General features: G+C 46.0%; 22 protein-coding genes. 17 read left to right on the top strand and 5 right to left on the bottom strand.

Going from position 1 to position 23,648, the window contains the following annotated elements; all coding sequences use genetic code 11:
- Window positions 1-220 precede the first annotated feature (220 nt).
- From argC to argH, 4 genes are all read left to right on the top strand, one after another.
- Window positions 221-1,225 carry an N-acetyl-gamma-glutamyl-phosphate reductase gene (gene argC / locus ASV53_RS12185; protein WP_094957271.1) on the top strand — a complete coding sequence of 335 codons (1,005 nt, stop codon included), beginning with the start codon at window positions 221-223 and terminating at the stop codon, window positions 1,223-1,225.
- 12 nt (window positions 1,226-1,237) lie between these two features.
- The gene (gene argB / locus ASV53_RS12180) at window positions 1,238-2,017 is read left to right on the top strand and encodes an acetylglutamate kinase (RefSeq protein ID WP_094957270.1); all 780 of its coding nucleotides are present in this window, start codon (window positions 1,238-1,240) and stop codon (window positions 2,015-2,017) included.
- Window positions 2,018-2,112: 95 nt separating this feature from the next.
- A complete protein-coding gene (locus tag ASV53_RS12175) occupies window positions 2,113-3,321 on the top strand; it encodes an argininosuccinate synthase (protein WP_062688365.1) in 1,209 nt (402 codons plus the stop codon).
- 107 nt (window positions 3,322-3,428) lie between these two features.
- Window positions 3,429-5,306: an argininosuccinate lyase gene (gene argH / locus ASV53_RS12170; protein ID WP_094957269.1), complete on the top strand. Its 1,878-nt coding sequence runs from the start codon at window positions 3,429-3,431 to the stop codon at window positions 5,304-5,306.
- Between the two features lie 54 nt (window positions 5,307-5,360).
- On the opposite strand, the gene ASV53_RS12165 is transcribed toward argH, so the two are convergent.
- The 3 genes from ASV53_RS12165 to ASV53_RS12155 form a co-directional block, all read right to left on the bottom strand.
- Window positions 5,361-5,609 (bottom strand): DUF3624 domain-containing protein, encoded by a 249-nt coding sequence (locus tag ASV53_RS12165; RefSeq protein WP_083540808.1) that lies wholly within the window; start codon window positions 5,607-5,609, stop codon window positions 5,361-5,363.
- A gap of 255 nt (window positions 5,610-5,864) precedes the next feature.
- Window positions 5,865-7,328 carry a dihydrolipoyl dehydrogenase gene (locus ASV53_RS12160; protein ID WP_094957268.1) on the bottom strand — a complete coding sequence of 488 codons (1,464 nt, stop codon included), beginning with the start codon at window positions 7,326-7,328 and terminating at the stop codon, window positions 5,865-5,867.
- 69 nt (window positions 7,329-7,397) lie between these two features.
- Window positions 7,398-8,129, bottom strand: coding sequence for a glutathione peroxidase (locus tag ASV53_RS12155; protein ID WP_062688371.1), 732 nt, complete (start codon window positions 8,127-8,129; stop codon window positions 7,398-7,400).
- Window positions 8,130-8,308: 179 nt separating this feature from the next.
- Between ASV53_RS12155 and oxyR the strand changes: the two genes are divergently transcribed.
- A complete protein-coding gene (gene oxyR, locus ASV53_RS12150) occupies window positions 8,309-9,208 on the top strand; it encodes a DNA-binding transcriptional regulator OxyR (protein WP_094957267.1) in 900 nt (299 codons plus the stop codon).
- 102 nt (window positions 9,209-9,310) lie between these two features.
- Here oxyR and ASV53_RS12145 read toward each other — a convergent pair whose 3' ends face one another.
- Window positions 9,311-11,848, bottom strand: a complete 2,538-nt coding sequence (locus ASV53_RS12145; protein ID WP_094957266.1) for a penicillin-binding protein 1A — start codon at window positions 11,846-11,848, stop codon at window positions 9,311-9,313.
- 140 nt (window positions 11,849-11,988) lie between these two features.
- Between ASV53_RS12145 and pilM the strand changes: the two genes are divergently transcribed.
- From pilM to ASV53_RS12100, 9 genes are all read left to right on the top strand, one after another.
- The gene (gene pilM, locus ASV53_RS12140) at window positions 11,989-13,005 is read left to right on the top strand and encodes a type IV pilus biogenesis protein PilM (RefSeq protein ID WP_094957265.1); all 1,017 of its coding nucleotides are present in this window, start codon (window positions 11,989-11,991) and stop codon (window positions 13,003-13,005) included.
- Window positions 13,002-13,607 carry a PilN domain-containing protein gene (locus tag ASV53_RS12135; RefSeq protein ID WP_094957264.1) on the top strand — a complete coding sequence of 202 codons (606 nt, stop codon included), beginning with the start codon at window positions 13,002-13,004 and terminating at the stop codon, window positions 13,605-13,607. The genes pilM and ASV53_RS12135 overlap by 4 nt, the downstream gene beginning before the upstream one ends.
- Window positions 13,604-14,212: a type IV pilus inner membrane component PilO gene (locus tag ASV53_RS12130; RefSeq protein WP_094957263.1), complete on the top strand. Its 609-nt coding sequence runs from the start codon at window positions 13,604-13,606 to the stop codon at window positions 14,210-14,212. Before ASV53_RS12135 ends, ASV53_RS12130 begins: the two co-directional genes overlap by 4 nt.
- Entirely contained in the window at window positions 14,212-14,745 is a 534-nt protein-coding gene (locus ASV53_RS12125; protein ID WP_062688381.1) for a pilus assembly protein PilP, read from the top strand. Before ASV53_RS12130 ends, ASV53_RS12125 begins: the two co-directional genes overlap by 1 nt.
- 13 nt (window positions 14,746-14,758) lie before the next feature.
- Window positions 14,759-16,471, top strand: coding sequence for a type IV pilus secretin PilQ (locus tag ASV53_RS12120; RefSeq protein WP_083540809.1), 1,713 nt, complete (start codon window positions 14,759-14,761; stop codon window positions 16,469-16,471).
- 163 nt (window positions 16,472-16,634) lie between these two features.
- The gene (aroK, locus tag ASV53_RS12115) at window positions 16,635-17,153 is read left to right on the top strand and encodes a shikimate kinase AroK (RefSeq protein WP_062688382.1); all 519 of its coding nucleotides are present in this window, start codon (window positions 16,635-16,637) and stop codon (window positions 17,151-17,153) included.
- A gap of 21 nt (window positions 17,154-17,174) precedes the next feature.
- Entirely contained in the window at window positions 17,175-18,254 is a 1,080-nt protein-coding gene (gene aroB / locus ASV53_RS12110) for a 3-dehydroquinate synthase (protein WP_094957261.1), read from the top strand.
- Window positions 18,255-18,301: 47 nt separating this feature from the next.
- On the top strand, window positions 18,302-19,789 hold the full coding sequence (locus ASV53_RS12105) for an SPOR domain-containing protein (protein ID WP_239928788.1): 1,488 nt from the start codon (window positions 18,302-18,304) through the stop codon (window positions 19,787-19,789).
- Window positions 19,790-19,897: 108 nt separating this feature from the next.
- Window positions 19,898-20,716, top strand: a complete 819-nt coding sequence (locus ASV53_RS12100; RefSeq protein ID WP_062688387.1) for a Dam family site-specific DNA-(adenine-N6)-methyltransferase — start codon at window positions 19,898-19,900, stop codon at window positions 20,714-20,716.
- A 33-nt stretch (window positions 20,717-20,749) separates the two neighbouring features.
- On the opposite strand, the gene ASV53_RS12095 is transcribed toward ASV53_RS12100, so the two are convergent.
- Window positions 20,750-20,947, bottom strand: a complete 198-nt coding sequence (locus tag ASV53_RS12095; protein ID WP_094957259.1) for a DUF2970 domain-containing protein — start codon at window positions 20,945-20,947, stop codon at window positions 20,750-20,752.
- A gap of 171 nt (window positions 20,948-21,118) precedes the next feature.
- Between ASV53_RS12095 and rpe the strand changes: the two genes are divergently transcribed.
- From rpe to trpS, 3 genes are all read left to right on the top strand, one after another.
- On the top strand, window positions 21,119-21,793 hold the full coding sequence (gene rpe / locus ASV53_RS12090; RefSeq protein ID WP_062688391.1) for a ribulose-phosphate 3-epimerase: 675 nt from the start codon (window positions 21,119-21,121) through the stop codon (window positions 21,791-21,793).
- A gap of 1 nt (window position 21,794) precedes the next feature.
- On the top strand, window positions 21,795-22,484 hold the full coding sequence (locus ASV53_RS12085) for a phosphoglycolate phosphatase (protein ID WP_094957258.1): 690 nt from the start codon (window positions 21,795-21,797) through the stop codon (window positions 22,482-22,484).
- Between the two features lie 93 nt (window positions 22,485-22,577).
- On the top strand, window positions 22,578-23,588 hold the full coding sequence (gene trpS, locus ASV53_RS12080; protein ID WP_094957257.1) for a tryptophan--tRNA ligase: 1,011 nt from the start codon (window positions 22,578-22,580) through the stop codon (window positions 23,586-23,588).
- Window positions 23,589-23,648 lie beyond the last annotated feature (60 nt).

The raw sequence follows: 23,648 nt of genomic DNA, 5'->3' as shown, positions 1-23,648 counted from the left end.
ATTTTAATCTTTTGGTTAGGAAGACTGAAAGAAACCGCATTAAGTAGGAAGTTGTTAACATGAACCAAGCGAACCTTCTAGATACATACTCCCCCCGACGACGCTAAGTCTCATCGCTTGGTGCCTCTGCTGCACCCCCATATTTTGGCTATTCTCAGCCAGCACTCTCTCTGACTATTCAGATTGAAACTCCAAACAAAGCGTAAAATGGATTTACATTATGTTGAACACCCACATTATCGGTGCTAGCGGCTATACCGGAGCGGAACTCGCTAAAATTGTCCATAATCACCCATCTTTAAAGCTGGCTGGTCTGCACGTATCAGCGCAAAGTACTGATAGTCATACCGCTATCAGTGAATTGCATGGTCAGTTGAAAGGGATTGTTGATTTACCTCTATTACCACTTATTGATCCTCAAGCTGTCGCTCAACAAGCGGATGTGGTGTTACTGGCAACCGCTCATCAAGTGAGTCACGATTTAGCCCCCATTTTCCTGGCAAAAGGGTGTCAGGTTTTTGATTTGTCAGGGGCCTTTCGTGTGGCAAGTGATAGCTTCTATACCGACTTCTATGGCTTTGAACATCAACATAAAAATTGGTTGGAACTCGCTGTTTATGGTTTGGCTGAGTGGAATGCAAAAGCGATTGCAGATGCCCAACTTATTGCGGTGCCAGGCTGTTATCCAACAGCATCGCAATTGGCGCTAAAACCGCTAATAGAAGCCAACTTATTAGATGCCGATCAATGGCCTGTCATCAATGCCGTCAGTGGTGTCTCTGGTGCTGGCCGTAAAGCATCCATGACCAATAGTTTTTGCGAAGTGAGTCTGCAGGCCTACGGTATTTTCAATCATCGCCATCAGCCTGAAATTGCAACGCATCTTGGCTGTGACGTTATCTTTACACCGCATCTAGGTAACTTTAAGCGTGGCATTCTCGCCACCATTACAGCCAAATTAACGGCAGGGGTGTCAGCCGATGATATCGCTGCTGTGTTGACCAAAGCCTATGCCAATCAACCTGCAGTTCGTCTACTTGAAAACAAAACGGCCAGCCTTGATAGCGTGGTGAATACCTGCTTTTGTGATATTGGGTGGCAGGTACAAGGTAGTCACATTGTTTTAACCTCAGCGATTGACAATTTGTTGAAGGGCGCATCGTCACAAGCTGTTCAGTGCATAAATATTCGTAATAAATTTTCGCCATTATCTGGCTTGATATAAGGAGGCGTCACCATGAATAACGTACCTTTGGTAATAAAACTTGGCGGAGCAGTACTTTCTTGCCATGAAACGTTGAATAAATTGTTTGCGGCTATTAATCAATATCAGGCGAAATCTCCACGTCCCTTGCTGTTAGTACATGGTGGCGGTTATTTAGTTGATGAACTTTTAGCCAAACTTCAATTGGAAACGGTGAAAAAAGAAGGTTTACGTGTGACACCGTCAACGCAAATTCCATTGATTGTCGGGGCACTTGCGGGAACGGCAAACAAGATGTTGCAAGGTCATGCGATTAAATCCGGAGTCAATACGGTGGGCTTGTGCCTTGCTGATGGTGGTTTATGCCATGTTACCGAGCTTGATCCTGAGTTAGGAGCTGTCGGGAAAGCAGCGCCTGGTAATGGTGCTTTAGTGAGTCAGATTATGGCGGCAGGCTGTTTGCCGATTATTAGCTCCATCGGACTTACCACCGAAGGGGAGATGATGAACGTCAATGCCGATCAAGCGGCGGTGGCTGTTGCGGCGGCACTCGATGCGGAATTGGTGTTGTTATCGGACGTGAGTGGCGTACTTGATGGCAAGGGCCACTTAATTCCAACACTGACAGAAACGCAGTCGGAAGCCTTGATTCAACAAGCGGTGATCACTGATGGCATGGTCGTTAAAGTCCGTGCGGCGTTTGAAGCCGCCAAAGCCTTAGGCCGCCCAATAGAAGTAGCGACATGGCGTTACCCTGAAAAATTGGCTGAGTTATTTGATGGCAAGAGCATAGGCACTAAATTTTCGGTGTAGAGCGGAACTCCGCTTTATATCCACTATTCGATAAAACATTGATTATATAAAAGCCAGTGCGGTGAGACCGCCGAAAGGGCAAGCAGGAGAGCATTATGAGCAAGGTAACGAAAGTAGTTTTAGCGTATTCGGGCGGTCTAGATACATCGGCAATCATTCCTTGGTTGAAAGAAAACTATGACTGTGAAGTTGTGGCATTCGTGGCCGATGTTGGCCAAGGTGACGTTGAGCTAGAAGGCATCGAAGAGAAAGCCATCGCTTCAGGCGCGTCGTCTTGCTACATCGCCGATCTGAAGGAAGAAATGGTTGAAGCGTACATTTACCCAAGTTTAAAAACAGGTGCAATTTACGAAGGTAAGTACCTGCTGGGCACATCAATGGCGCGTCCTATTATTGCCAAGGCACAGGTTGAGTGCGCACTCGAAGTTGGCGCAGATGCGGTGTGTCACGGTTGTACTGGCAAAGGTAATGATCAAGTACGTTTCGAAGGTGCTTATGCGGCATTGGCGCCGCAACTAACTGTAATAGCCCCTTGGCGTGAGTGGGATCTGCGTAGCCGTGAAGCCCTGCTTGATTACCTTGATGAGCGTAATATTCCGTGTTCGGCATCGCTTGAAAAAATCTACTCGCGTGATGCTAATGCATGGCACATTTCGACTGAAGGCGGAGTATTAGAAAATACATGGAATCAGCCTAACGACCTGTGTTGGGTATGGACCAAAGATCCAGAAGATGCTCCTGAAAAAGCTGAAACGGTATCGATTTTAGTTGATAAAGGCGAAATCGTTGCCGTTGATGGCGAAGCCATGACACCTTTTAATGCGCTGACGTATTTAAATGAAAAAGGGGCGGAGCACGGTGTTGGGCGTATTGATATCGTTGAAAACCGTTTGGTAGGCATTAAGTCTCGTGGTTGTTACGAAACACCGGGTGGCACCATCATGAACGAAGCGCTACGTGCGGTTGAACAACTGGTACTGGATAAAGAGTCTTACGAGTTCCGTGAGAGCATTGGCCTTAAAGCTTCACACCTTATTTACGACGGCCGTTGGTTCACGCCATTGTGTAAATCTATTTTGGCGGCGGCAGAGGAACTTGCTCAAGATGTGAGCGGTGAAGTAGTCGTGAAGCTTTATAAAGGTCAAGCTACCGTAGTGCAGAAGCGTTCACTCAACAGCTTGTACTCAGAAGAGTTTGCAACCTTTGGTGAAGATGAAGTTTACGATCACAGTCATGCGGGCGGCTTTATTCGTCTTTACTCGCTAGCGAGTCGTATCCGTGCACTAAACAGTCAGAAAAAATAATAATCATTATGGTATCGGCTTTTATTTCTGTGCGAGTACAGAAGTGAAAGCCGAGTAAGCCAGTTAAGCATTGAGCAAGTCGAGCAGTACAGGACAGGAGAAAGACCATGGCATTATGGGGTGGACGTTTTAGTCAGGCAGCTGACACACGGTTTAAAGAATTTAACGATTCCCTACGTTTTGACTACCGCTTAGCGGAGCAAGATATCGTTGGTTCTATTGCATGGTCGAAAGCATTGCGCCAAGTAGATGTGATCACGGATGCTGAACAGCAAAAGCTGGAGTTAGCGCTCAATGAACTAAAACTGGCGGTGATGGAAAACCCTGAACAAATTTTGCGTTCTGACGCTGAAGATATTCACAGCTGGGTTGAACAGCAACTGATCAGCAAAGTGGGCGACTTAGGTAAGAAGCTACATACCGGCCGTTCACGTAATGATCAGGTCGCGACCGATCTGAAGTTGTGGTGTCGTCAACAAGGACAACAACTGCTCTTAATGCTCGACAAGCTACAAAACCAAATGGTCATGGTGGCACGAGAACATCAGGCCACGGTATTACCGGGTTATACCCACTTGCAACGTGCTCAACCTGTGACTTTTGCTCATTGGTGTTTAGCGTATGTCGAAATGTTTGAACGTGATTACTCGCGCTTAAACGATGCGCTTGCAAGATTAGATACTTGTCCGCTTGGTTCGGGGGCATTAGCGGGGACCGCATACCCGATTGATCGTGAAGTACTGGCACATAGCTTAGGTTTTCATCGTGCGACGCGTAACAGCTTGGATTCCGTGTCTGATCGTGACCATGTTATGGAACTGCTTTCAACGGCTTCTATCTCAATGTTGCATCTGTCTAGAATGGCAGAAGATTTAATCTTTTATAACTCGGGTGAGTCGAACTTCATTGAACTCGCTGATACCGTGACTTCAGGTTCATCCTTGATGCCCCAGAAGAAAAACCCCGATGCACTAGAGCTTATTCGTGGTAAGTGCGGCCGCGTTTATGGGGCGATGGCTGGCATGATGATGACAGTAAAAGCCTTGCCGTTGGCGTACAACAAAGACATGCAAGAAGATAAAGAAGGCTTGTTTGATGCACTTGATAGCTGGCATGACTGCATGGAAATGGCCGCGCTGTGCTTTGATGGGATTCAAGTCAATAAAGACCGTACCTTAGAAGCGGCAATGCAAGGCTATTCCAATGCTACTGAGCTGGCCGATTACTTGGTGGCAAAAGGTATCCCATTCCGTGAAGCACACCATATTGTTGGTGTCGCTGTAGTGGCGGCGATTGAAAAAGGCTGCGCATTGGAAGAGTTGTCATTGGTTGAAATGAAGCAATTTTCATCTGTGATTGAAGATGATGTTTATCCCATCTTAACCATAGATTCTTGCCTCGATAAACGTTGCGCCTTAGGCGGCGTGGCACCGAATCAGGTTGATTATGCGATTGGTCAAGCCGAAAAGCGGCTAGAGAAGCGTTATTCACCGAGTGTAAAAGTACGTGGCGCAAGATTGACTGATCTCGATGCTATCGAAGGCATGGTGTCATATTGGTCGGGACTAGGCGAAAACTTACCACGTAAGCGCAATGAATTGGTCCGTGATATTGGTTCGTTTGCGGTAACTGAGCACCATGGTGTGGTCACAGGTTGTGCTTCTTTGTATGTCTATGACTCTGGCTTGGCAGAAATTCGGTCGCTCGGTATTGAAGCGGGCTGGCAGAATCAAGGGCAAGGGAAAGCGATTGTTGATCACTTGATAGAGAAAGCGTCCCAAATGGCGATTAAGCGTGTATTTGTGCTGACGCGCGTGCCTGAGTTCTTTATGAAGCAAGCTTTTGTACCAACGTCTAAGTCTTTATTACCAGAAAAAGTGATGAAAGATTGCGATCGTTGTCCACGGGTTCATGCCTGTGATGAAGTGGCATTAGAAGTACGATTAGACAATGAGCAACAGATCCCTGCGGTGAACGTGGCTTAATCTAACGCCTCATTCCACAATCGGTAGATGAAAAGCTAAAACCTGATGCGTGCGTCAGGTTTTTTTGTTGTTGAGCTTTAATTTTAGGGCAACCACGAGATGTGCTAGTAGCAATAGACTAAAACTGCTCGCGGCAAAAATAAGGGTAATAGATTCCACCGACGTGGGGTGAACCAGATAACGGTAGGCCCAAACAGTCCAACTCAATATGCTCAATAGCGTGAGTTGCCACATGCATTGGTGGCAGCGGCCGAGTTTTTGCTTGAAGCGATTACGGCTGTCTCGGCAAGTTGAGCAGGCCATTTTAATACCTCGGGAAAGCCCAGAGAAAGGGAGGCGGTTAGTGTAGCGCGAGTCGCTATGACCAGCAAAGGCTACAATAATGGCAGGCAGAAAAAAGCCCTCACAAGTGAGGGCAAAGTGTAGGGGTCGGTTCGGTGGAGAGTGAACCTAGTAGTGCAAGTTATCGTTGTTAATTGCTATTGGCGAATAGCAACCGTATTTATATGCGTATTCTGTTTTACGTTTTCTCTCGGGTTAATACCTAATAGGTCAGTATTAACAACCAGGACCACAGTCTAGGCAGTGTTTAATCATTTCAGGACCTAGGTGCAGCTTCGCATTGAGGTCACGCAGCGCAGTACGAACACCTTCTTCGATTACAGGGTGGTAGAAAGGCATATCCAGCATTTCTGAAACCGTCATCTTGTTTTGGTGTGCCCATGCTAATAGGTGCGCTAAGTGTTCTGCATTAGGCCCCATCATTTCAGCACCCAAGAAGCGACCTGTGCCTTGTTCACCATATACATGCAAAATACCTTTGTTTCGCAGCATGACTCGTGAACGGCCTTGGTTTTCAAATGACACTTCACCCGTTGCGAAACAGCCACATGTGCCTAAACGAGTGGTGATTTCTTTGTATGACTCACCAACCATCGCAATTTGCGGGTCAGAGAAGACTGCTGAAATTTTCGAGCGGCGAAGGCCAGCACGGATTTCAGGGAAGCGGCCTGCGTTGTCACCAGCGATACGCGCTTGGTCAGCAGCTTCGTGAAGTAGTGGTAATTGGTTACTTGCATCGCCAGCAATAAAGATGCTTGGCAGCGATGTTTGTAGTGTGTAGTGGTCTGCAGTTGGTACGCCACGCTCATCTAATTCTAGTGAGGTATTTTCTAATCCAAGCTTATCGGTATTAGGGCGTCGACCTGTTGCAGCCAGTACGTATTCAACCTTGATGGTTTCAAACTCACCTTGTTTATTGATGAACTGAATTTCAACCATGTCTTGGTCGTCAGAGGTAATGCGCTTCATGCTTTCGACTTTAACGTCAGCATCAAGGTAAAATTCTTCGTTGAATGCTTTGTCGGCGTAAGCCATAACTTCAGGATCAGTTACAGGACCCACTTGACCACCTAAACCAAACAGTTTGGTTTCCACGCCTAAGCGATGCAGTGATTGACCTAGCTCAAGGCCGATAACGCCTGGGCCAAATACGGCCACTGATTTTGGTAAATCATCCCAGTTGAACACATCATCGTTAATAATTAAGCGATCGCCTAGCTCGTTCCAAACGCCTGGGTAGGCAGGACGAGAACCTGTCGCAATCACGATACGTGCTGCGTTGATAACGGTATGGTCATCAACTTGTAGGGTGTTGTCATTTAAGAAGGTTGCGTAGCCTGAGATTTTATCTTCGGCAGGGATTTCATCAACACCTTCTAAAACAAAGCCAACGAAGCGATCGCGTTCGCGTTTCACTCGGTCCATCACTTCGCGGCCGTTGATAACAATTTCGCCTTGTGGGTGGACACCAAAAGCCGGTGCTTTTTCAATGTGGTGAACACTTTCCGCTGCTGCAATTAACAGCTTAGAGGGCATACAACCAACACGAGCACAAGTTGTACCGTAAGGACCGCCTTCAATCATCACAACGCTATCAGTATGTGCTTTTGCTGCACGGTAAGCGCCTAAACCTGCTGTACCACCACCGATCACAGCTACATCTACATTTAACGTTTTCATTGTTTCTCTCCACATCCACACGGTTGGTGGGGCTAGGCCCCACCTTTTGTTATCAGTTTTTTTGCAGGCTTACTTGTTTAGGAAGATTTCTAGTTCTTCGCTACCACCGATGTGCTGACCACCGATGAAGACTTGTGGCACTGTTGTGCGACCAGTAATTGCACGTAGGCTTACCGTTGTTGCATCTTTACCTAGAACCACTTCTTCGTACTGTAGGCCACTGTCAATCAGGCTTTGTTTTGCTTTCATGCAGAATGGACAGCCCGGCTTAGTGAATACAGTGATAGATTCTTGTTCTTTGTGTTCTGGTGCGATGTGGTTAAGCATGGTATCTGCATCAGAAACTTTGAACGGGTCGCCTGGTTCGTCGTTTTCGATGAACATTTTCTCAACCACACCATTTTTCACTAGCATGCTGTAACGCCATGAACGCTTACCAAAACCTAGGTCGTTTTTGTCAACTAGCATGCCCATGCCGTCAGTGAAGTCACCATTGCCATCAGGAATGAAAGTAATGTTTTCTGCTTCTTGGTCTGCTTTCCATGCGTTCATAACAAATGTGTCGTTAACTGATACACAAAGAATGTCGTCAACGCCGTTTTCAGCGAATACTGATGCTAGCTCGTTGTAACGTGGAAGGTGGCTAGAAGAACATGTTGGTGTGAATGCGCCTGGTAGGCTGAATACAATTACAGTTTTGTTTGCGAATAGCTCTTCAGTCGTTACGTTAACCCATTGGTCGCCTTGGCGAGTTGGGAAAGTAACTTGTGGAATAGCTTGGCCTTCTTTTGATGCGAACATAATAAATTCCTTAATTTAAAAACATTATTCGTTGTTGGTTGTCTCTTTCAACCGGAAGCTTCTTAATCTTGTTCCCTGTTGATGTAGCTATTATGTGTTTCTTGGCTTGATAGTTCTAACTGTTTGAAGCTATAGTTTCGATAGTTTTTATCTATCAAATTGTGAGCTAAGGTGGCTTTATGAATATTCGTGATTTGGAGTACTTGGTTGCGCTGTCGGAACATCTCCATTTTCGTAAAGCGGCAGAGGCGTGTTTTGTTAGTCAGCCAACCTTAAGTGCCCAAATTCGAAAACTTGAAGACGAGCTGGGGGTGTCGTTACTTGAGCGCACTAGTCGCAGAGTGCTCTTTACCGATGCGGGTCTAAAGTTAGTTGAGCAAGCCCAGAAGGTCTTGCTGGAAGTGAAGATTCTGAGTGAATTAGCCAGCCAGCAAGGGGATAGCATGGCGGGGCCACTGCACGTAGGGTTTATCCCAACGGTTGGGCCGTATTTATTGCCTAAAGTTATCCCACTACTGAAAGACGCGTTCCCGCAACTTGAGCTGTTCTTGCATGAAGCGCAAACCCATCAATTAGTCGAACAGCTAGAAACGGGGAAACTCGATTGCATTATTTTGGCTGCAGTCAAAGAGACTGAAGCTTTCATGGAGTTACCGCTCTATAATGAGCCAATGGTACTGGCTGTACCTGAGCAACATGATTGGGCTAAAAAACCGGAGCTCTCGATGTTGGCGTTAAACGGTGAAACCTTGCTAATGCTAGGTGATGGGCATTGTTTACGTGATCAGGCGATGGGATTTTGTTTCGCGGCAGGGGCGAATGAAGACGGCAGTTTTAAAGCGACCAGTTTAGAAACCTTGCGAAATATGGTGGCAGCGGGTAGTGGGATCACGCTATTGCCAAAACTGGCGACGCCGAAAGAAGCGATACGCGATGGCGTGAGCTACATTAAGCTTAATGAACCTGAACCGACTCGTTTAATCACTTTGGCTTATCGCCCGGGATCTCCATTACGAGGCCGTTATGAAAAGATTGCCCAATCAATCAATACGCACATGACTACTTTGTTGCAAGCGTAAACATGGTGTTAGCGTAGAGGCTGTGAGTAGTCTGCATTGGAAATCCCAGCAAAAAAAAGAGCGCCTCAGGCGCTCTTTTTATAGGGTTTTGAAGCGAATGATTTAGAACAACTCTTCTTCACCGCTAGACTCAAATACACTGCCCGCACTGCTTTGCGAAACATATTCTTTCGGTTCAGTGCCCCGTTTGAAATACTCAAACATGGAGGTGTAATCCGTTTTTTGAGTCAACAAGCCTGAATCTCGATCAATACGAACGCGGACAATATCGGCGGGTACTTGCTTACGTTGTTGCGGTATATCTTGGAGTGCCACTTTCATGAAGTTGACCCAAGCTGGTTGCGCTGTTTTTGCGCCAGCTTCACCGCCAGAAATTTGCTCTTTACCTAGGTTGTTATTCCATGATGATTTACCCAGTTCACGTCTGTGATCATCAAAACCAACCCAAGCTGTCGCAACAATATTTGGACCAAAACCTGAGTACCAAGCATCTTTAGATCCATTGGTCGTACCGGTTTTACCACCAATATCACGACGTTTTAATACCTGACCACGCCAACCTGTACCATTCCAGCCACTACCGTGCTTCCAACTGCCGCCACCCCAAATGTTACTTTCCATCATTTCACGAACGAGGAAAGCATTTTGCTCAGAGATCACTTGCGGAGCATAGTGAGTCGGCTGTTGATCGTGAGGTAGGGTATCGCTACCTGTGCCTAATGACTCTTCACTGATCGTAATATCATTTACGATTGAGCTATTGGTTTGTGCCTTTTGGCCATTTTGCTGCTGGCATTCACTGTTACAGACAACGCTTGGGTTTGCTTGGTATACCAAGTTGCCATAAGGGTCTTCAACACGTTCAATGAAATAGGGTTCAACATAGTAGCCGCCGTTAGCAAACACCGAGAAACCTTGTGCCATTTCAAGCGGCGTTAAACTACCAGCACCCAGTGCGATAGCTTCAGCACGCGGGATTTCTTCGCGTTTAAAGCCAAAGCGCGTTAAGTAGCTGATTGATTCGTCTAGACCAACACTGCGCAATACACGCACAGCCATGACGTTTTTCGATTGTGCTAAACCTAGGCGCAAGCGGGTAGGGCCATTGTATGTTGGTGGTGAATTCTTCGGACGCCATGCAGTGCCTTGGCTTTCATCCCAGCGATTAATTGGCGCATCGTTCACTAAGGTTGCTAGCGTCATACCGTTATCCAGTGCTGCTGAATAAATGAAAGGTTTGATGCTTGAGCCTACTTGACGAACTGATTGAGTCGCACGGTTAAATTTACTGTGAATAAAGTTAAAGCCACCAACCATGGCCTGTACTGCACCATTTTGTGGTGATACGGCAATGAAAGCGGTATTGGCATCTGGGACTTGGCTTAGTACCCATTTGTCTTCTTTCTGCTGTACCCATATTTGTTGGCCCGCACTTAAAATATCGCCTGCTTTTTTCGGTGTCGCCCCTTGGCGAGTATCTGTTTTGAATGGGCGAGCCCATTTCATACCGTCCCACTCAAGCGTGATGGTTTCACCTTTACTGATCATCGCTTGGGCGGTTTTGTCACTCACCGAAGTAATCACCGCCGCGCGAAGTTCTCCGTAACTTGGTTGCTTAGCAAGGTGCGATTTGATTTTTTTGCTATCCCATGCTGGCGCATTGCTTTTCCACAGAGAGGCAACAGCACCACGGTAACCATGGCGTTGATCGTAGTTTAATAAATTCTCAATCGTCGCTTGTTGAGCCGCTCGCTGTAGGTTGGCGTTCACTGTGGTGTAAATACGCATGCCAGAGGTATACGCATCTTCACCGTAGCGTTCTACCATCCATGCGCGTGCACGTTCAGCAAAATACGGTGCACTTAACGCAATTTCAGCACCATGATAGCGCGCCACAATCGGCTCTGAGCGTGCTTGGTCGAATTCTGGTTGGCTGATATAGCGTTCATCAAGCATACGACGCAACACTACATTGCGACGGTGGGTTGAGCGGTCTAACGAATAAATAGGGTTCATGGTGGATGGTGCTTTTGGCAGACCCGCAATGACCGCAATTTCACTCAATGTTAGTTGGTTTACTTCTTTACCAAAATACACTTGTGCGGCAGCGCCGACACCGTATGCACGGTAACCGAGGTAAATCTTGTTTAAATAAAGCTCAAGAATTTCATCTTTCGTCAGTAATTGCTCAATGTGAATAGCAATGAAAATCTCTTTAATCTTCCGCATGATCTTCTTCTCATTAGTGAGGAAGAAGTTACGCGCAAGCTGTTGAGTTATGGTGCTGGCCCCTTGCTTTGCCGACCCTGAAGTGACAACAACAAATGCTGCTCGGGCAATACCGATGGGATCAATCCCGGGGTGGTCGTAATAACGACTGTCTTCTGTTGCGATAAATGCATTGAGCATTTGTGGTGGAATATCTTTTAACTGCAGAGGGATTCGACGCTTTTCACCAAATTGCGAGATCAGCTGACCATCTGCACTAAACACCTGCATCGGGGTTTGTAGTTCGACATTCTTTAATGTAGCTACATCAGGTAATTCCGGTTTTACATAAAAATAAAAACCGAAAATTGTACCGACTCCAAGAATTATGCAAATTAATGCAAGTATTAGTAATCGCTTTATGAACTTCACTTGAGATTTCCCGTTACGCCATCATTCGACCGTTCAATATCTTACAACCAATAGTATAAAGATAACTTCATGAAAATTAATGCCATCAATGGTGTTATTTGAATTTATTTGCTTTTTCACTATCAGGAGCATAGCACGGTATGTTTCATAACCCTTTCAGCGTTGGTATTGATATTGGGCATCATAGTGTCAAAGCGGTGGCACTAGCTCAGAAAAAAGAAGGTGTCGAGCTGGCAGCCTTTACCGAGGTTGTGTTGCCACCTCTGGTGATTAACGAGCAGCATAGCGTGAACGCAGAGCACTTGTTGTCAGCGATTCGTCAAATCAAAAAGCAATTACCACGCACTGCGAGACAAGTCGCATTGGGGCTGCCAGATAGCGCAGTCATTAGCAAAATTATTCAGCTAGACACCAACTTAAATAACGATGAACTCGAGTTTGCGGTAATGCAAGCAATTGGTTCCTCCTCTCCTTTCCCGATTGACGATCTGCGGTTAGATTTCTTCCCTCTTGATAGCACCTCAATGGCACCGGCATTGGCCACTTTACCTTATCAAGTGTTTGCGTCACGCAAAGAGACTATCGACAGTCGCGTGGCGGTTTTGACTAAGGCGGGAATGAAAACCAAAATCATGGAATTACAAACCCACGCTTTGTTGTGGCTAGCGAAGCATTACAGTGAAGCTGAGCGATTAGAGGGGGTGTATGGGGTGATTGACATCGGAAAACATCACACCGAATTCTGTGTTGATCCACCTGATAACATGGCATTTCATCGTGAAATGCCATTAGGTTCATCGTTAGTAGACGCGGGATCTTCGACACGTTACCCAGACGATAACATGCAGGTGTTTTCTTCAACGGATACGAGTGAAGCCGAGCGCTTTACCCAGCAACTGGCGGATCAGCTTCGCCGTCAGATCCAGCTTTATCATTCAACCCATCCTCGTTTCCCGCTCACAGGATTGTGGGTGTGTGGCGGGTGTCAGGACTTGGTATTGGAAGAAGTATTAGAGCGCATCTTGGATCTTGATATTCGTTGGCTTAATCCCTTTCAGCGTTTTTCGGTGAATAACAAGCTAGCGCTTGAGCCGCACCGTCAATATTGCCAGTTTGGTGTCGCGACAGGATTAGCCCTTCGAGGAGCCTTACGATGATTAAACAAATTAACTTATTACCTTGGCGCGAACAGCAAAAGCTGCAGCATAAAAAACGGTTTCTCAGTGGGATTGGTGGCGCGTTGCTATTGGTCCTTTTTGTGCAGATTGGTGTTGCACAGTATTTCCTTGAGCAGCAAGACATCCAACAAGCACGTAATCAAACGTTGCATCAAGAAATTGCGGTGCTTGAACACCGCCTAGCTATTTTACCTGAGTTAGATCGCCAACGAGATGCGCTGAATAAACGCTTACATGTGATTGCCGAGATCCAGCGAGAGCGAAATCGAGTGACGCGTTTATTCAGCGTATTACCAGGATTAATTCCGCAAGGGGTGTATTTGGAGTCACTCGTGCTGAACGAGCATACGGTGGATTTGCATGGATTCGGTGATTCAAATGGGCGATTAGCCACCCTGCTGGGCAATATTGAAAAAACGGTATGGCTAAATGAAGTCGCTATGCATTCCATCGTTGCGACAAAAGGGGATTCGCAGCAGAACCTTACACGGTTTAATGCTTCATTTTCGATGCTAGAGCGTGGCGCGATGAAGCAAGCAGACACGCGCCCCGCAGAGCAGCTCGTCAGGAGAACGCAATGAGCCAGTGGCAAGACCTCGAACTTGATGAAATTTTAGAGTGGCCCTTTGGCCCGCAATGCGTGGTGCTGGTCTTGATTGTTGCTTTGCTCTCTGGTAGTGGTCATTGGTATTGGCAACAGCCACTCAATGATGAGTTAGAGCAACTCAAGCAAACTGAAATTGAATTACGAACCAAAATCAGTAACCGCGCCGCACAGGTTGCCGCGTTACCTAAGATGCAGGCGCAAGTTGAAGAATTGAATCGGCGCTATCAACAAGTGATTAAGCAGTTACCTGAAGAAGATGAGCTCGCAAGCTTTTTAGCGGGAGTTAATGATGTTGGTGTGCGTAATGGCTTAGATTTTCAACGCATTGAATGGGCGCCCACACGTGAAGACCAATGGTATTACGAGCTGCCCATAAATATGGAAGTCACGGGTAACTATCAACAGATGGGGCGCTTTGCGTCATCGGTCGCTAAGTTATCTCGGATTGTGACCTTGAAAGATATTGATTTATCCGTGGTGTCGTTGACGCCTGATGAACAAATCTTGTCATTGAGAGTATCAGCGAGTACCTATCGCTTTAAGCCGCCGACAGAAACAGGTACAGAGGAGCGACCATAATGAAGAAAGGATGGCTCTATATTTCGATGATCCTGTTATTAGTTGGTTGTCGCGCGAATACAGACTCGATTGATCAATTTGTCAGTGATGCTCACACCCATGCCAAAATCCACGTAGATCCACTGCCTGAGCCTTATTATTTTGTTGCTGATGATTTCGTGATGACCAGTGACCGACTCCCTTTTGTACAGCCCCAGCCTGAAAAAATTGATGGTCAAGAAGCGCAAGGCAAAGATTGCTGGCAACCAGATAATACCCGTCACCCGCAATCATTGGAGCGTTTCCCGCTTGATCAGTTAGCGATTAAAGGTGTGATGGATGGCGGCAAACAACGGTGGGCACTTATTTATACCCCTGAGTCAAAGTTAGTCAAAATTCGAGAGGGACAATACCTCGGCCTTAATCATGGTCGGGTGCTTAAAGTCACTCCACAGTTTATTGATATTGAAGAAATCTTATCGGACGGTAAAGGATGTTGGTTGAAGCGTGAAACGCAACTGGCACTCAAAGCTGAAGATACACCTGTATTTTAAGGGAAATGTTGAAATGAGAAGGATGTTCACAAAGTTAGTGACTGAAAAGCGGTTCTCTGTGCTGCTATATGGGGTTGCTTGGCTGATGTTGCTATTAATGTTTCCCCGTTGGGCGTATGCAAGTAATCAAATTGCAGAACTTGATTTCCATCGTAGTGAAACAGGACAAGGTATTCTCAGCGTTCAATTAGATAAAGCGCAATCATTGATTGATATCCGTCAGTCTGGTTTACAGCTTTATGTCGAGGTGGTCGATGCCACAATCAATGATGATATGCTGTATGTACTTGATGTTAATGACTTTGCTACTGCGGTGAAAACCGTAGAAACTTTTCGAAGTGAGAAAGGCGTCAAGTTATTACTGACGATGTCAGACCGTTTTGATTATGACTATACAACCAAAGGTAATCAGCTTGACGTGATTGTGACGGCTAAGCCAAAAGCAAGTGAAGCAGATCCAGAAAGTATTACTTACAAAGGCAAACCGATATCAATTAACTTCCAAGATGTACCTGTGCGTAATGTTTTGCAATTGATTGCGGATTACAACGATTTTAACTTGGTTGTTTCGGATACCGTTGAAGGTAATGTGACATTACGCCTTGATGATGTGCCGTGGCCGCAAGTGCTCGACATTATTTTACAGTCAAAAGGTTTAGACAAGCGTGTTAATGGCAAAGTACTACTCGTAGCGCCGAAAGTGGAACTTGATGGTCATGAACAACAAGCGCTAGCGGCGAAGCGTAAATCGGAAGAATTAGCCGCATTACGTTCTGAGCTGATTCAAGTGAAATACGCTAAAGCCATCGACTTAGCCAGTTTATTACTAGGGGATGAAGACGGTGTTAGCATGCTTTCTGCTCGTGGCTCTTTACATGTGGATGAACGCACTAACTCACTAATCATAAAGGATCTTCCTGAGAGCATTGAAAGTATAAAAGATATTTTGAGTGCCTTGGATATTCCAGTTAAACAGGTCCAAATTGAAGCTCGAATCGTCACCGTGAGCGAAGGGGATTTGGAAGAGTTGGGTGTTCGCTGGGGGGTGATCAGCAACAATGGCGATACCACTATTGGTGGCTCAGTAGAAAGCAATTTGCACAACTCAGGTTTGTTAGATCGTAAAGCGACAGTGGATGATTTCTTGAATGTAAACCTAGGTGCAACCACCGCTGGTGCATCAAGTATTGCATTTCAGGTGGCAAAAATGGGTGATATATTGCTAGATTTAGAACTGTCTGCACTGCAGTCTGAAGAAAAAGCTGAGATTATCTCAAGCCCTCGCTTAGTGACGACAAATAAGAAAACAGCGTATATCGAACAAGGTACTGAGATCCCATATCTTGAAGGGTCGTCCAGTGGTGCGGTGACGGTTAGCTTCAAAAAAGCGGTTTTGAGCCTAATGGTGACCCCACAAATTACGCCGGATAATAAGTTAGTACTGGATTTGGTAGTCACGCAGGATAAAGTCGGTAAAACGGTGAAAACAGGTACAGGTGAAGCCGTTGCTATCGATACTCAGCGAATTGGTACTCAAGTGTTAGTGAATAATGGCGAAACCTTAGTTTTAGGTGGTATTTATCAGCATGCGTTGTCGACCAAAGTCGAACAAGTGCCACTTTTAGGGGATATTCCTTTTCTTGGGGCGCTATTTCGCCGTACAAAAGAAGACTTAGACAAGCGTGAGCTGTTGATTTTTGTCACTCCGAAGATTGTTTTTCAGTAATCTTGCTAATTGAGGGGCTCTAGCTATTGCCAAGTGGCGGTGAGTCCTGAGATAATTTTCGGTCTTATCACGAATTACATGTGAGGAAGTTGGCGCCTCGGGCTTATTTGAATAAAGCCTGCGGGCGGTGTCGTTTTATTAACCGCGCGTAAAATTGCTAAAAATGGCTGAAAAACGAAATATTTTCCTGGTCGGCCCAATGGGTGCCGGCAAAAGCACTATTGGTAGACACCTTGCACAGCAACTGCATATGGAGTTTTTAGACTCCGATACAGTTATCGAAGAACGTACAGGGGCTGACATTAGTTGGGTTTTTGATGTTGAAGGTGAAGGCGGGTTCCGCATTCGCGAAGAAGGCGTCATTGACGATTTGACTCAAGAGCAAGGTATTGTACTTGCGACTGGCGGTGGCTCTGTAATGAGCAAAGAAAACCGCAATCGCCTATCTGCTCGTGGCATCGTGGTGTATTTGGAAACCACCATCGAGAAACAATTGGCGCGTACACAACGCGACAAGAAGCGTCCATTGCTACAAACTGATGCTCCACGTGAAGTATTGGAAGCGTTAGCTGAAGAACGTAATCCATTGTACGAAGAAGTCTCAGACTACGTCGTACGCACTGATGATCAAAGCGCAAAAGTTGTGGCTAATCAGATCATCAAAATGCTTGAAGAGCGTTAATTACTTGCAGAGAAGCTGACCATGGAACGGATCAACGTTAATCTTGGTGACAGAAGTTACCCAATCTCTATCGGCGCCGAGTTATTTAATAACCCGGCGTTGTTTTCGTCTGCAATCAAAAGTGGTCAGCGTGTTGTTGTTGTGAGTAACGAAACCGTTGCTCCCTTATACGCTGATCAAGTGATTGCAACGTTAGCATCGCTTGAATGTGATGTTGCACTACTGTCTTTACCTGATGGTGAGCAGTACAAAACATTAGAAACCTTCAATCAAATCATGTCGTTCTTGCTCGAAGGCAATTATGGGCGTGATGTTGTGATTGTGGCATTAGGCGGTGGAGTGATTGGTGATGTGGTCGGCTTTGCTGCTGCGAGCTATCAGCGCGGCGTCGATTTTGTGCAAGTACCGACAACTTTGTTGTCACAGGTAGACTCCTCGGTAGGGGGGAAAACCGCTGTCAATCACCCGCTTGGTAAAAACATGATCGGTGCGTTTTATCAACCAAAAGCGGTTGTGATTGATAATTATTGTTTACAGACCTTACCGGCTCGTGAATTTGCAGCGGGTATGGCTGAAGTGATCAAATACGGCATTATTGCAGATTATGATTTCTTCGTATGGCTTGAAGATAATATAGAAAAACTTCAGGCACTCGATAACAAAGCGCTTTGCTATGCGATTGCGCGTTGTTGTCAGATCAAAGCGGATGTTGTGGCTGCCGATGAAAAAGAATCGGGTGTGCGCGCACTGCTTAATTTAGGTCACACCTTTGGCCATGCCATCGAAGCCGAAATGGGCTACGGTAATTGGTTGCATGGTGAGGCCGTGTCTACGGGTACCGTACTTGCGGCACATACAGCGCAGCGTCAAGGGCTGATGTCTAGTGACGACGTTGCCCGCATTACCGCGTTATTGCAACGCGCTCAACTACCTACTCATATTCCTGAATCGATGGATTACGACTGTTTTATTAAGCACATGATGCGTGATAAAAAAGTATTGTCTGGCCAACTTCGGTTAGTACTACCTACTGCTATTGGTAGTGCTGAAGTGGTTACTGATGTGACGGAATCTACGCTACGTGATGTTATTAATGGTTAGCGTGGCGGCTGAGTATGGTCAGTGACCTAACTTTGAAAAGTTTGGATTTGGATAGTCAAATCCAACTTTTGTCTCGCCTCCAATTCTTAACGCGCTTTAGCTCTAATCTTATCCAAGTATCTGGTCGTGAAGGTTCAGGTAAAACATGGTTAGCGCAGTGTTACCTCGAAACATGGGCAAAAGATAGCAAACAAGCGTTGCTTTTATGCCACCCAAGCCAATCTGATGCTCAGCATCGCACGTTTATTCTTAACCAACTTGTACCGTCCCCATTGTTCAATGAGCAAGATCCATTGCTGCAAAGCATCGATCGGATGTTAGGGGGAGATAAAGTACAATTGCTATTGGTGATAGATGATGCCCATCTACTGAGCCCAACCATGATTGCCGAATTGTGGGCCTTAGTAGTGAAGGCGCAGACGATGCCTCATTGGCAAATCAATGTGTTGCTTTTTAGCCAAACGGGACGGCTAAATAAGTATTTAAGCCAAGTGTCACACGGCCAAGGGCAAACACCATTAGAATTAGAAATCGGTGACTTTAGCGAAGCAGAAGTACAGATGTTTGTGGAAGTGATGTTCACAACCTCTGGCCTGGATGCAACCGCTCGTCGCCAATTAAAGGAACAAGCTAAGCTGGTAGAACCTAGGCCTGGTGAGTTAGTCCGTTTGAATGACAAGGAAGACCAAGGAATGGTGAACACCTCAAATCGAAAATTATCTCCCGCCTTGTTGGTGACTTTGTTGGCTGTTGTTGTTGGCGCTGCTGCCGTATGGCTGTTCTTACCAAGTGAAACCTCTTCTTCATCTTCTGTTCCATTGATTACTGAGTCAACAGAAGTGCCAATGGAGCTAACACCGTTACGTGATGTTTCTGCAGCATTGTCGGCGGACTCTGATTTACTTTCGGTCAGTGACGCATCAGCTACCTTGCCAAGTAGTAACGGTGCGAGATTTGATGATCCATCGGTGTTACCGCCTGAAGTAAAAGTAGACGGGTTGACCGTAGGCCGTCGTGATGAAGGCAAACGTATCGTTGTACCTGCTGAATTAGTTGATGGTTTATTGGCAGAACAAGCACAAGGTGGTAGCGGCGAAAGAGCAGTGCACAGCTTGTCAACGGAGCACGCTCAATCGACTCATATCAATGAAAATTCGCCAGTTGCTCCTTCTGTTCCAGAGGAGAGTGCAAATGCGCCGATGGCCTCTGCTCAACTGAGTGTGGCACCGCGTGAAAATACCTTAGGCTATGAATTGAAGCGGGTTCCTGCACGCCAATATGCACTCCAACTCGCCGCACTTAGGTCATTATCGGCAGCACGCAATTTCATTGCGAAACATGGCATTAATGATATCGCCAGTATTTATGAAACACGACGTAGCAATGAACCATGGTTTATTGTGGTAACGGGTGAATTTAATACAGTGGCTGCGGCTCGTCGTGCTGAGCAAAACCTGCCAAATAGCGTAAAAGCTGGTCAACCTTGGGTAAAATCATACAGCCAAATTCACCGTGAGATAGACCGCGTAAAATAATCTAATGTGATGGCAAATAATTCCGCCAATTGGTATCAGCTTACCCATGAAATGGGGTACAATCCGCCACCTTTCGTAACATTCGTGCTATTGGTGGTGGCTAGCTAAATGAAAAAGCATCGTGCATTCCTGAAGTGGGCTGGAGGCAAGTATTCTCTGGTCGAGGAAATCGAGCGCCATTTACCGCCCGCGCGTAAGTTGGTCGAGCCTTTTGTTGGTGCCGGTTCTGTGTTTTTGAATACAGATTTCGACCAATATCTTCTGGCGGATATCAATCCTGATTTGATCAACCTGTACAATATTCTCAAAGAAAATCCTGAGCGATACGTCGAAGATGTTCGTCAATTTTTCACGCCTGAATATAATCAGAAGGGCGCCTATCTTGAGATCCGTGCTGCGTTTAATGCAACCAAAGATCCGTACCTGCGTTCACTGTATTTTCTTTATATGAACCGTCATGGTTTTAATGGCTTATGTCGCTATAACAAGAAAGGTGGTTTTAACGTCCCATTTGGTTCGTACAAAAAACCGTATTTCCCAGAAGCGGAAATGTACTACTTTGCTGAAAAAGCCAAGCGTGCCACATTTGTGTGTGAAGGGTATCAGCAGACGTTTTCACGTGCCCGTAAAGGCAGCGTAATTTACTGCGATCCACCGTATGCACCATTATCAACTACGGCTAATTTTACTTCGTATTCAGGTAATGGCTTTAGCTTAGATGATCAAGCAGCGCTTGCCGATGCGGCAGAAAATGCAGCGAATGAGCGTGGGATCTCGGTGTTGATTTCAAACCATGACACCACTTTGACGCGTCGTTTGTACCATGGTGCTGATTTATCTGTGGTAAAAGTGAGACGTACCATTAGTCGCAATGGCAGTGGGCGCAATAAGGTTGATGAGCTACTGGCGTTATTCAAAGCCAAGTAAGTCACCGTTATATTTTTTCTGTGATACAGCCTTTTAGTGGGTAACTAGCCAAGTTACCCCTAATAACCCTCCGACAAAACAACTAATTGCCACCACTCCTGCAATAATAAATGGCCATGGACTTGATTGCCCAAAGTCTCTTTGGTGATTGCTTTGTGATTGCACCCCAAATAACGCTGCGATAGCGCTGGTAAATACCTTATAAATGGATGGTTTCTCCTGATCCGCCATTTTAGCCTCATCATTATTCTGCCACTACAATGAGCATAGCGTGAAATGGAACAGATATTGATATAGGACAACGTTTGCGTGATCGGGTAGAATTGCGCCGATTTCTCTTATTCGGTGGCATACGCTCTCGGTATCGCCATCGGCAATAACGTGTTTCTAATGAGGCTGAACATGAAGGACTTTTTGATCGCACCATCTATCTTATCGGCAGACTTTGCGCGTCTAGGCGAAGATGTAGAGAAGGTACTCGCAGCAGGTGCAGACGTGGTGCACTTTGATGTAATGGACAACCACTACGTACCTAACCTGACGTTTGGCGCACCAATCTGTAAAGCTCTACGTGATTACGGCATCACAGCACCAATCGACGTTCATCTAATGGTGAAGCCTGTTGATCGCATTATCCCAGACTTCGCGAAAGCGGGTGCAACCATGATCACTTTCCATGCGGAAGCGACCGAGCACCTTGATCGCACGTTACAGTTGATCAAAGAAAATGGCTGTCAGGCTGGTGTGGTCTTTAACCCAGCAACACCATTACACCACCTTGATTATGTGATGGACAAAATCGACATGATCTTACTGATGTCGGTTAACCCCGGCTTTGGTGGTCAATCATTCATTCCTGCAACGCTAGACAAACTACGTGAAGTGCGTAAGCGCATTGATGAGTCGGGTTACGATATCCGTCTTGAAATTGATGGTGGCGTGAAAGTGGATAACATTCGTGAAATCGCTGAAGCGGGTGCCGATATGTTCGTGGCGGGCTCTGCCATCTTTAGTCAACCGGATTACAAAGCGGTTGTTGATGAAATGCGTGCTGAACTAGCGAAAGTTGAACGCTAAGATGACGTATCTAGAAGGCATTACCTTTATTGCTTTTGACCTAGATGGCACTTTGCTTGATAGCGTGCCAGATCTAGCAGAGGCCGCCGATAAGACCATGCAAGTGCTTGGTCGTGAACGCGTGACGGTTGAGCAAGTCACTACATGGATTGGTAATGGCGCTGATATTTTGATTGGTCGCTGTTTAAGCCAAAGTCTCGAGGTTGATCCCAGCCTAGACCCTGCAATTCATCGTGAAGCGCGCCAATTGTTTGATCGCTTCTATGATGAAGGCGGCCACCAAAAAAGTGCCCTTTATACCGGAGTTAAAGACACGCTTGCCGCTTTCCATCAAGCTGGTATCCCGATGGCGATTGTGACTAACAAACCAGCGCAGTTTGTACCGCATTTGTTAGAGCAGCATGGTATCAGCGAGTACTTTGTTGATGTGATCGGTGGTGATACTTTCCCGTTGAAAAAGCCGGATCCTTTTGCATTAAACTGGTTACTGGAAAAGCACCAACTCACACCAGCACAAATGCTGATGGTTGGCGATTCACGCAATGATATTTTGGCGGCTAAGGCGGCATCGTGTTATGTTGTTGGGCTGACTTATGGTTACAACTATGGTCAACCAATTAGCGCAAGTGAACCCGATATTGTGCTGGATCACTTTAGTCTTTTGACAGAAGTGATTAAACTAGACAGCTAGTACGAACAGCCTAGCTGATCATCGGAAATATATTCAGCGGCCACTTTGGCCGCTGCTTAGTTTGGTTAATGAGCAAATCAGGGAAATCCCATCATGAGTAAACCCATTGTATTAAGTGGCGTTCAGCCATCTGGCGAATTAAGTATTGGTAACTACCTGGGTGCGCTGCGTCAGTGGGAACAGATGCAAGATGATTACGATTGTCAGTACTGTGTTGTCGATCTGCATGCAATCACTGTGCGTCAAGACCCCAAAGCCCTTCATGAAGCAACATTAGATGCGCTGGCTATTTGTTTAGCGGTTGGCGTTGATCCGAAGAAGAGCACCTTATTTGTTCAATCGCATGTACCAGAGCATGCCCAACTAGGCTGGCTACTTAATTGTTACACCCAAATGGGTGAGTTAAGCCGCATGACCCAATTTAAGGATAAATCAGCGCGTTACGCGAATGATGTAAACGCGGGTTTATTTGGTTACCCAGTACTGATGGCTGCTGATATTTTGCTATACGGCGCTCATCAAGTGCCTGTCGGTAACGATCAGAAACAACACTTAGAGCTAGCGCGTGATATCGCGACTCGCTTTAATAATATCTACACGCCGGAAGCGCCATTGTTCCAAGTGCCAGAACCTTACATTCCAACCGTGAATGCACGTGTAATGAGTCTGCAGGACGCGACTAAAAAAATGTCGAAGTCGGATGATAACCGTAAAAATGTTATTACCCTGCTAGAAGAACCGAAGTCGATTTTGAAGAAAATCAAAAAAGCGCAGACAGATGCTGAGATGCCACCGCGTATCGCTCATGATGTCGAGAACAAAGCCGGTATTGCTAACTTGATGGGTTTATATTCAGCAGCAACAGGTATGAGCTACGCAGAAATTGAAGCGAAATACCAAGGCGTTGAAATGTATGGTCCATTCAAAAATGACGTTGGTGAAGCTTTGGTTGCTATGCTAGAGCCGATTCAAGCGGAATATAAGCGTATTCGAGCTGATCGTGCTTACATGGACGAAGTGATGAAAGCGGGTGCCACGAAAGCCTCTGAGCGCGCAGCTGTTACATTGAAAAAAGCCTACGAAGCGGTAATGCCGATCAGTTAGCGTAAATATGATCGGTTGAACGATCCTCCAGAGCTGTCAAAATCCAAGTGTAATTAATGC

The sequence above is a fragment of the Photobacterium sanguinicancri genome (assembly GCF_002265265.1).
Classification (GTDB): domain Bacteria; phylum Pseudomonadota; class Gammaproteobacteria; order Enterobacterales; family Vibrionaceae; genus Photobacterium; species Photobacterium sanguinicancri.
The sequence above is the reverse complement of the archived record's forward strand: the minus strand, read 5'-3'. Positions and strand labels throughout refer to the sequence as shown.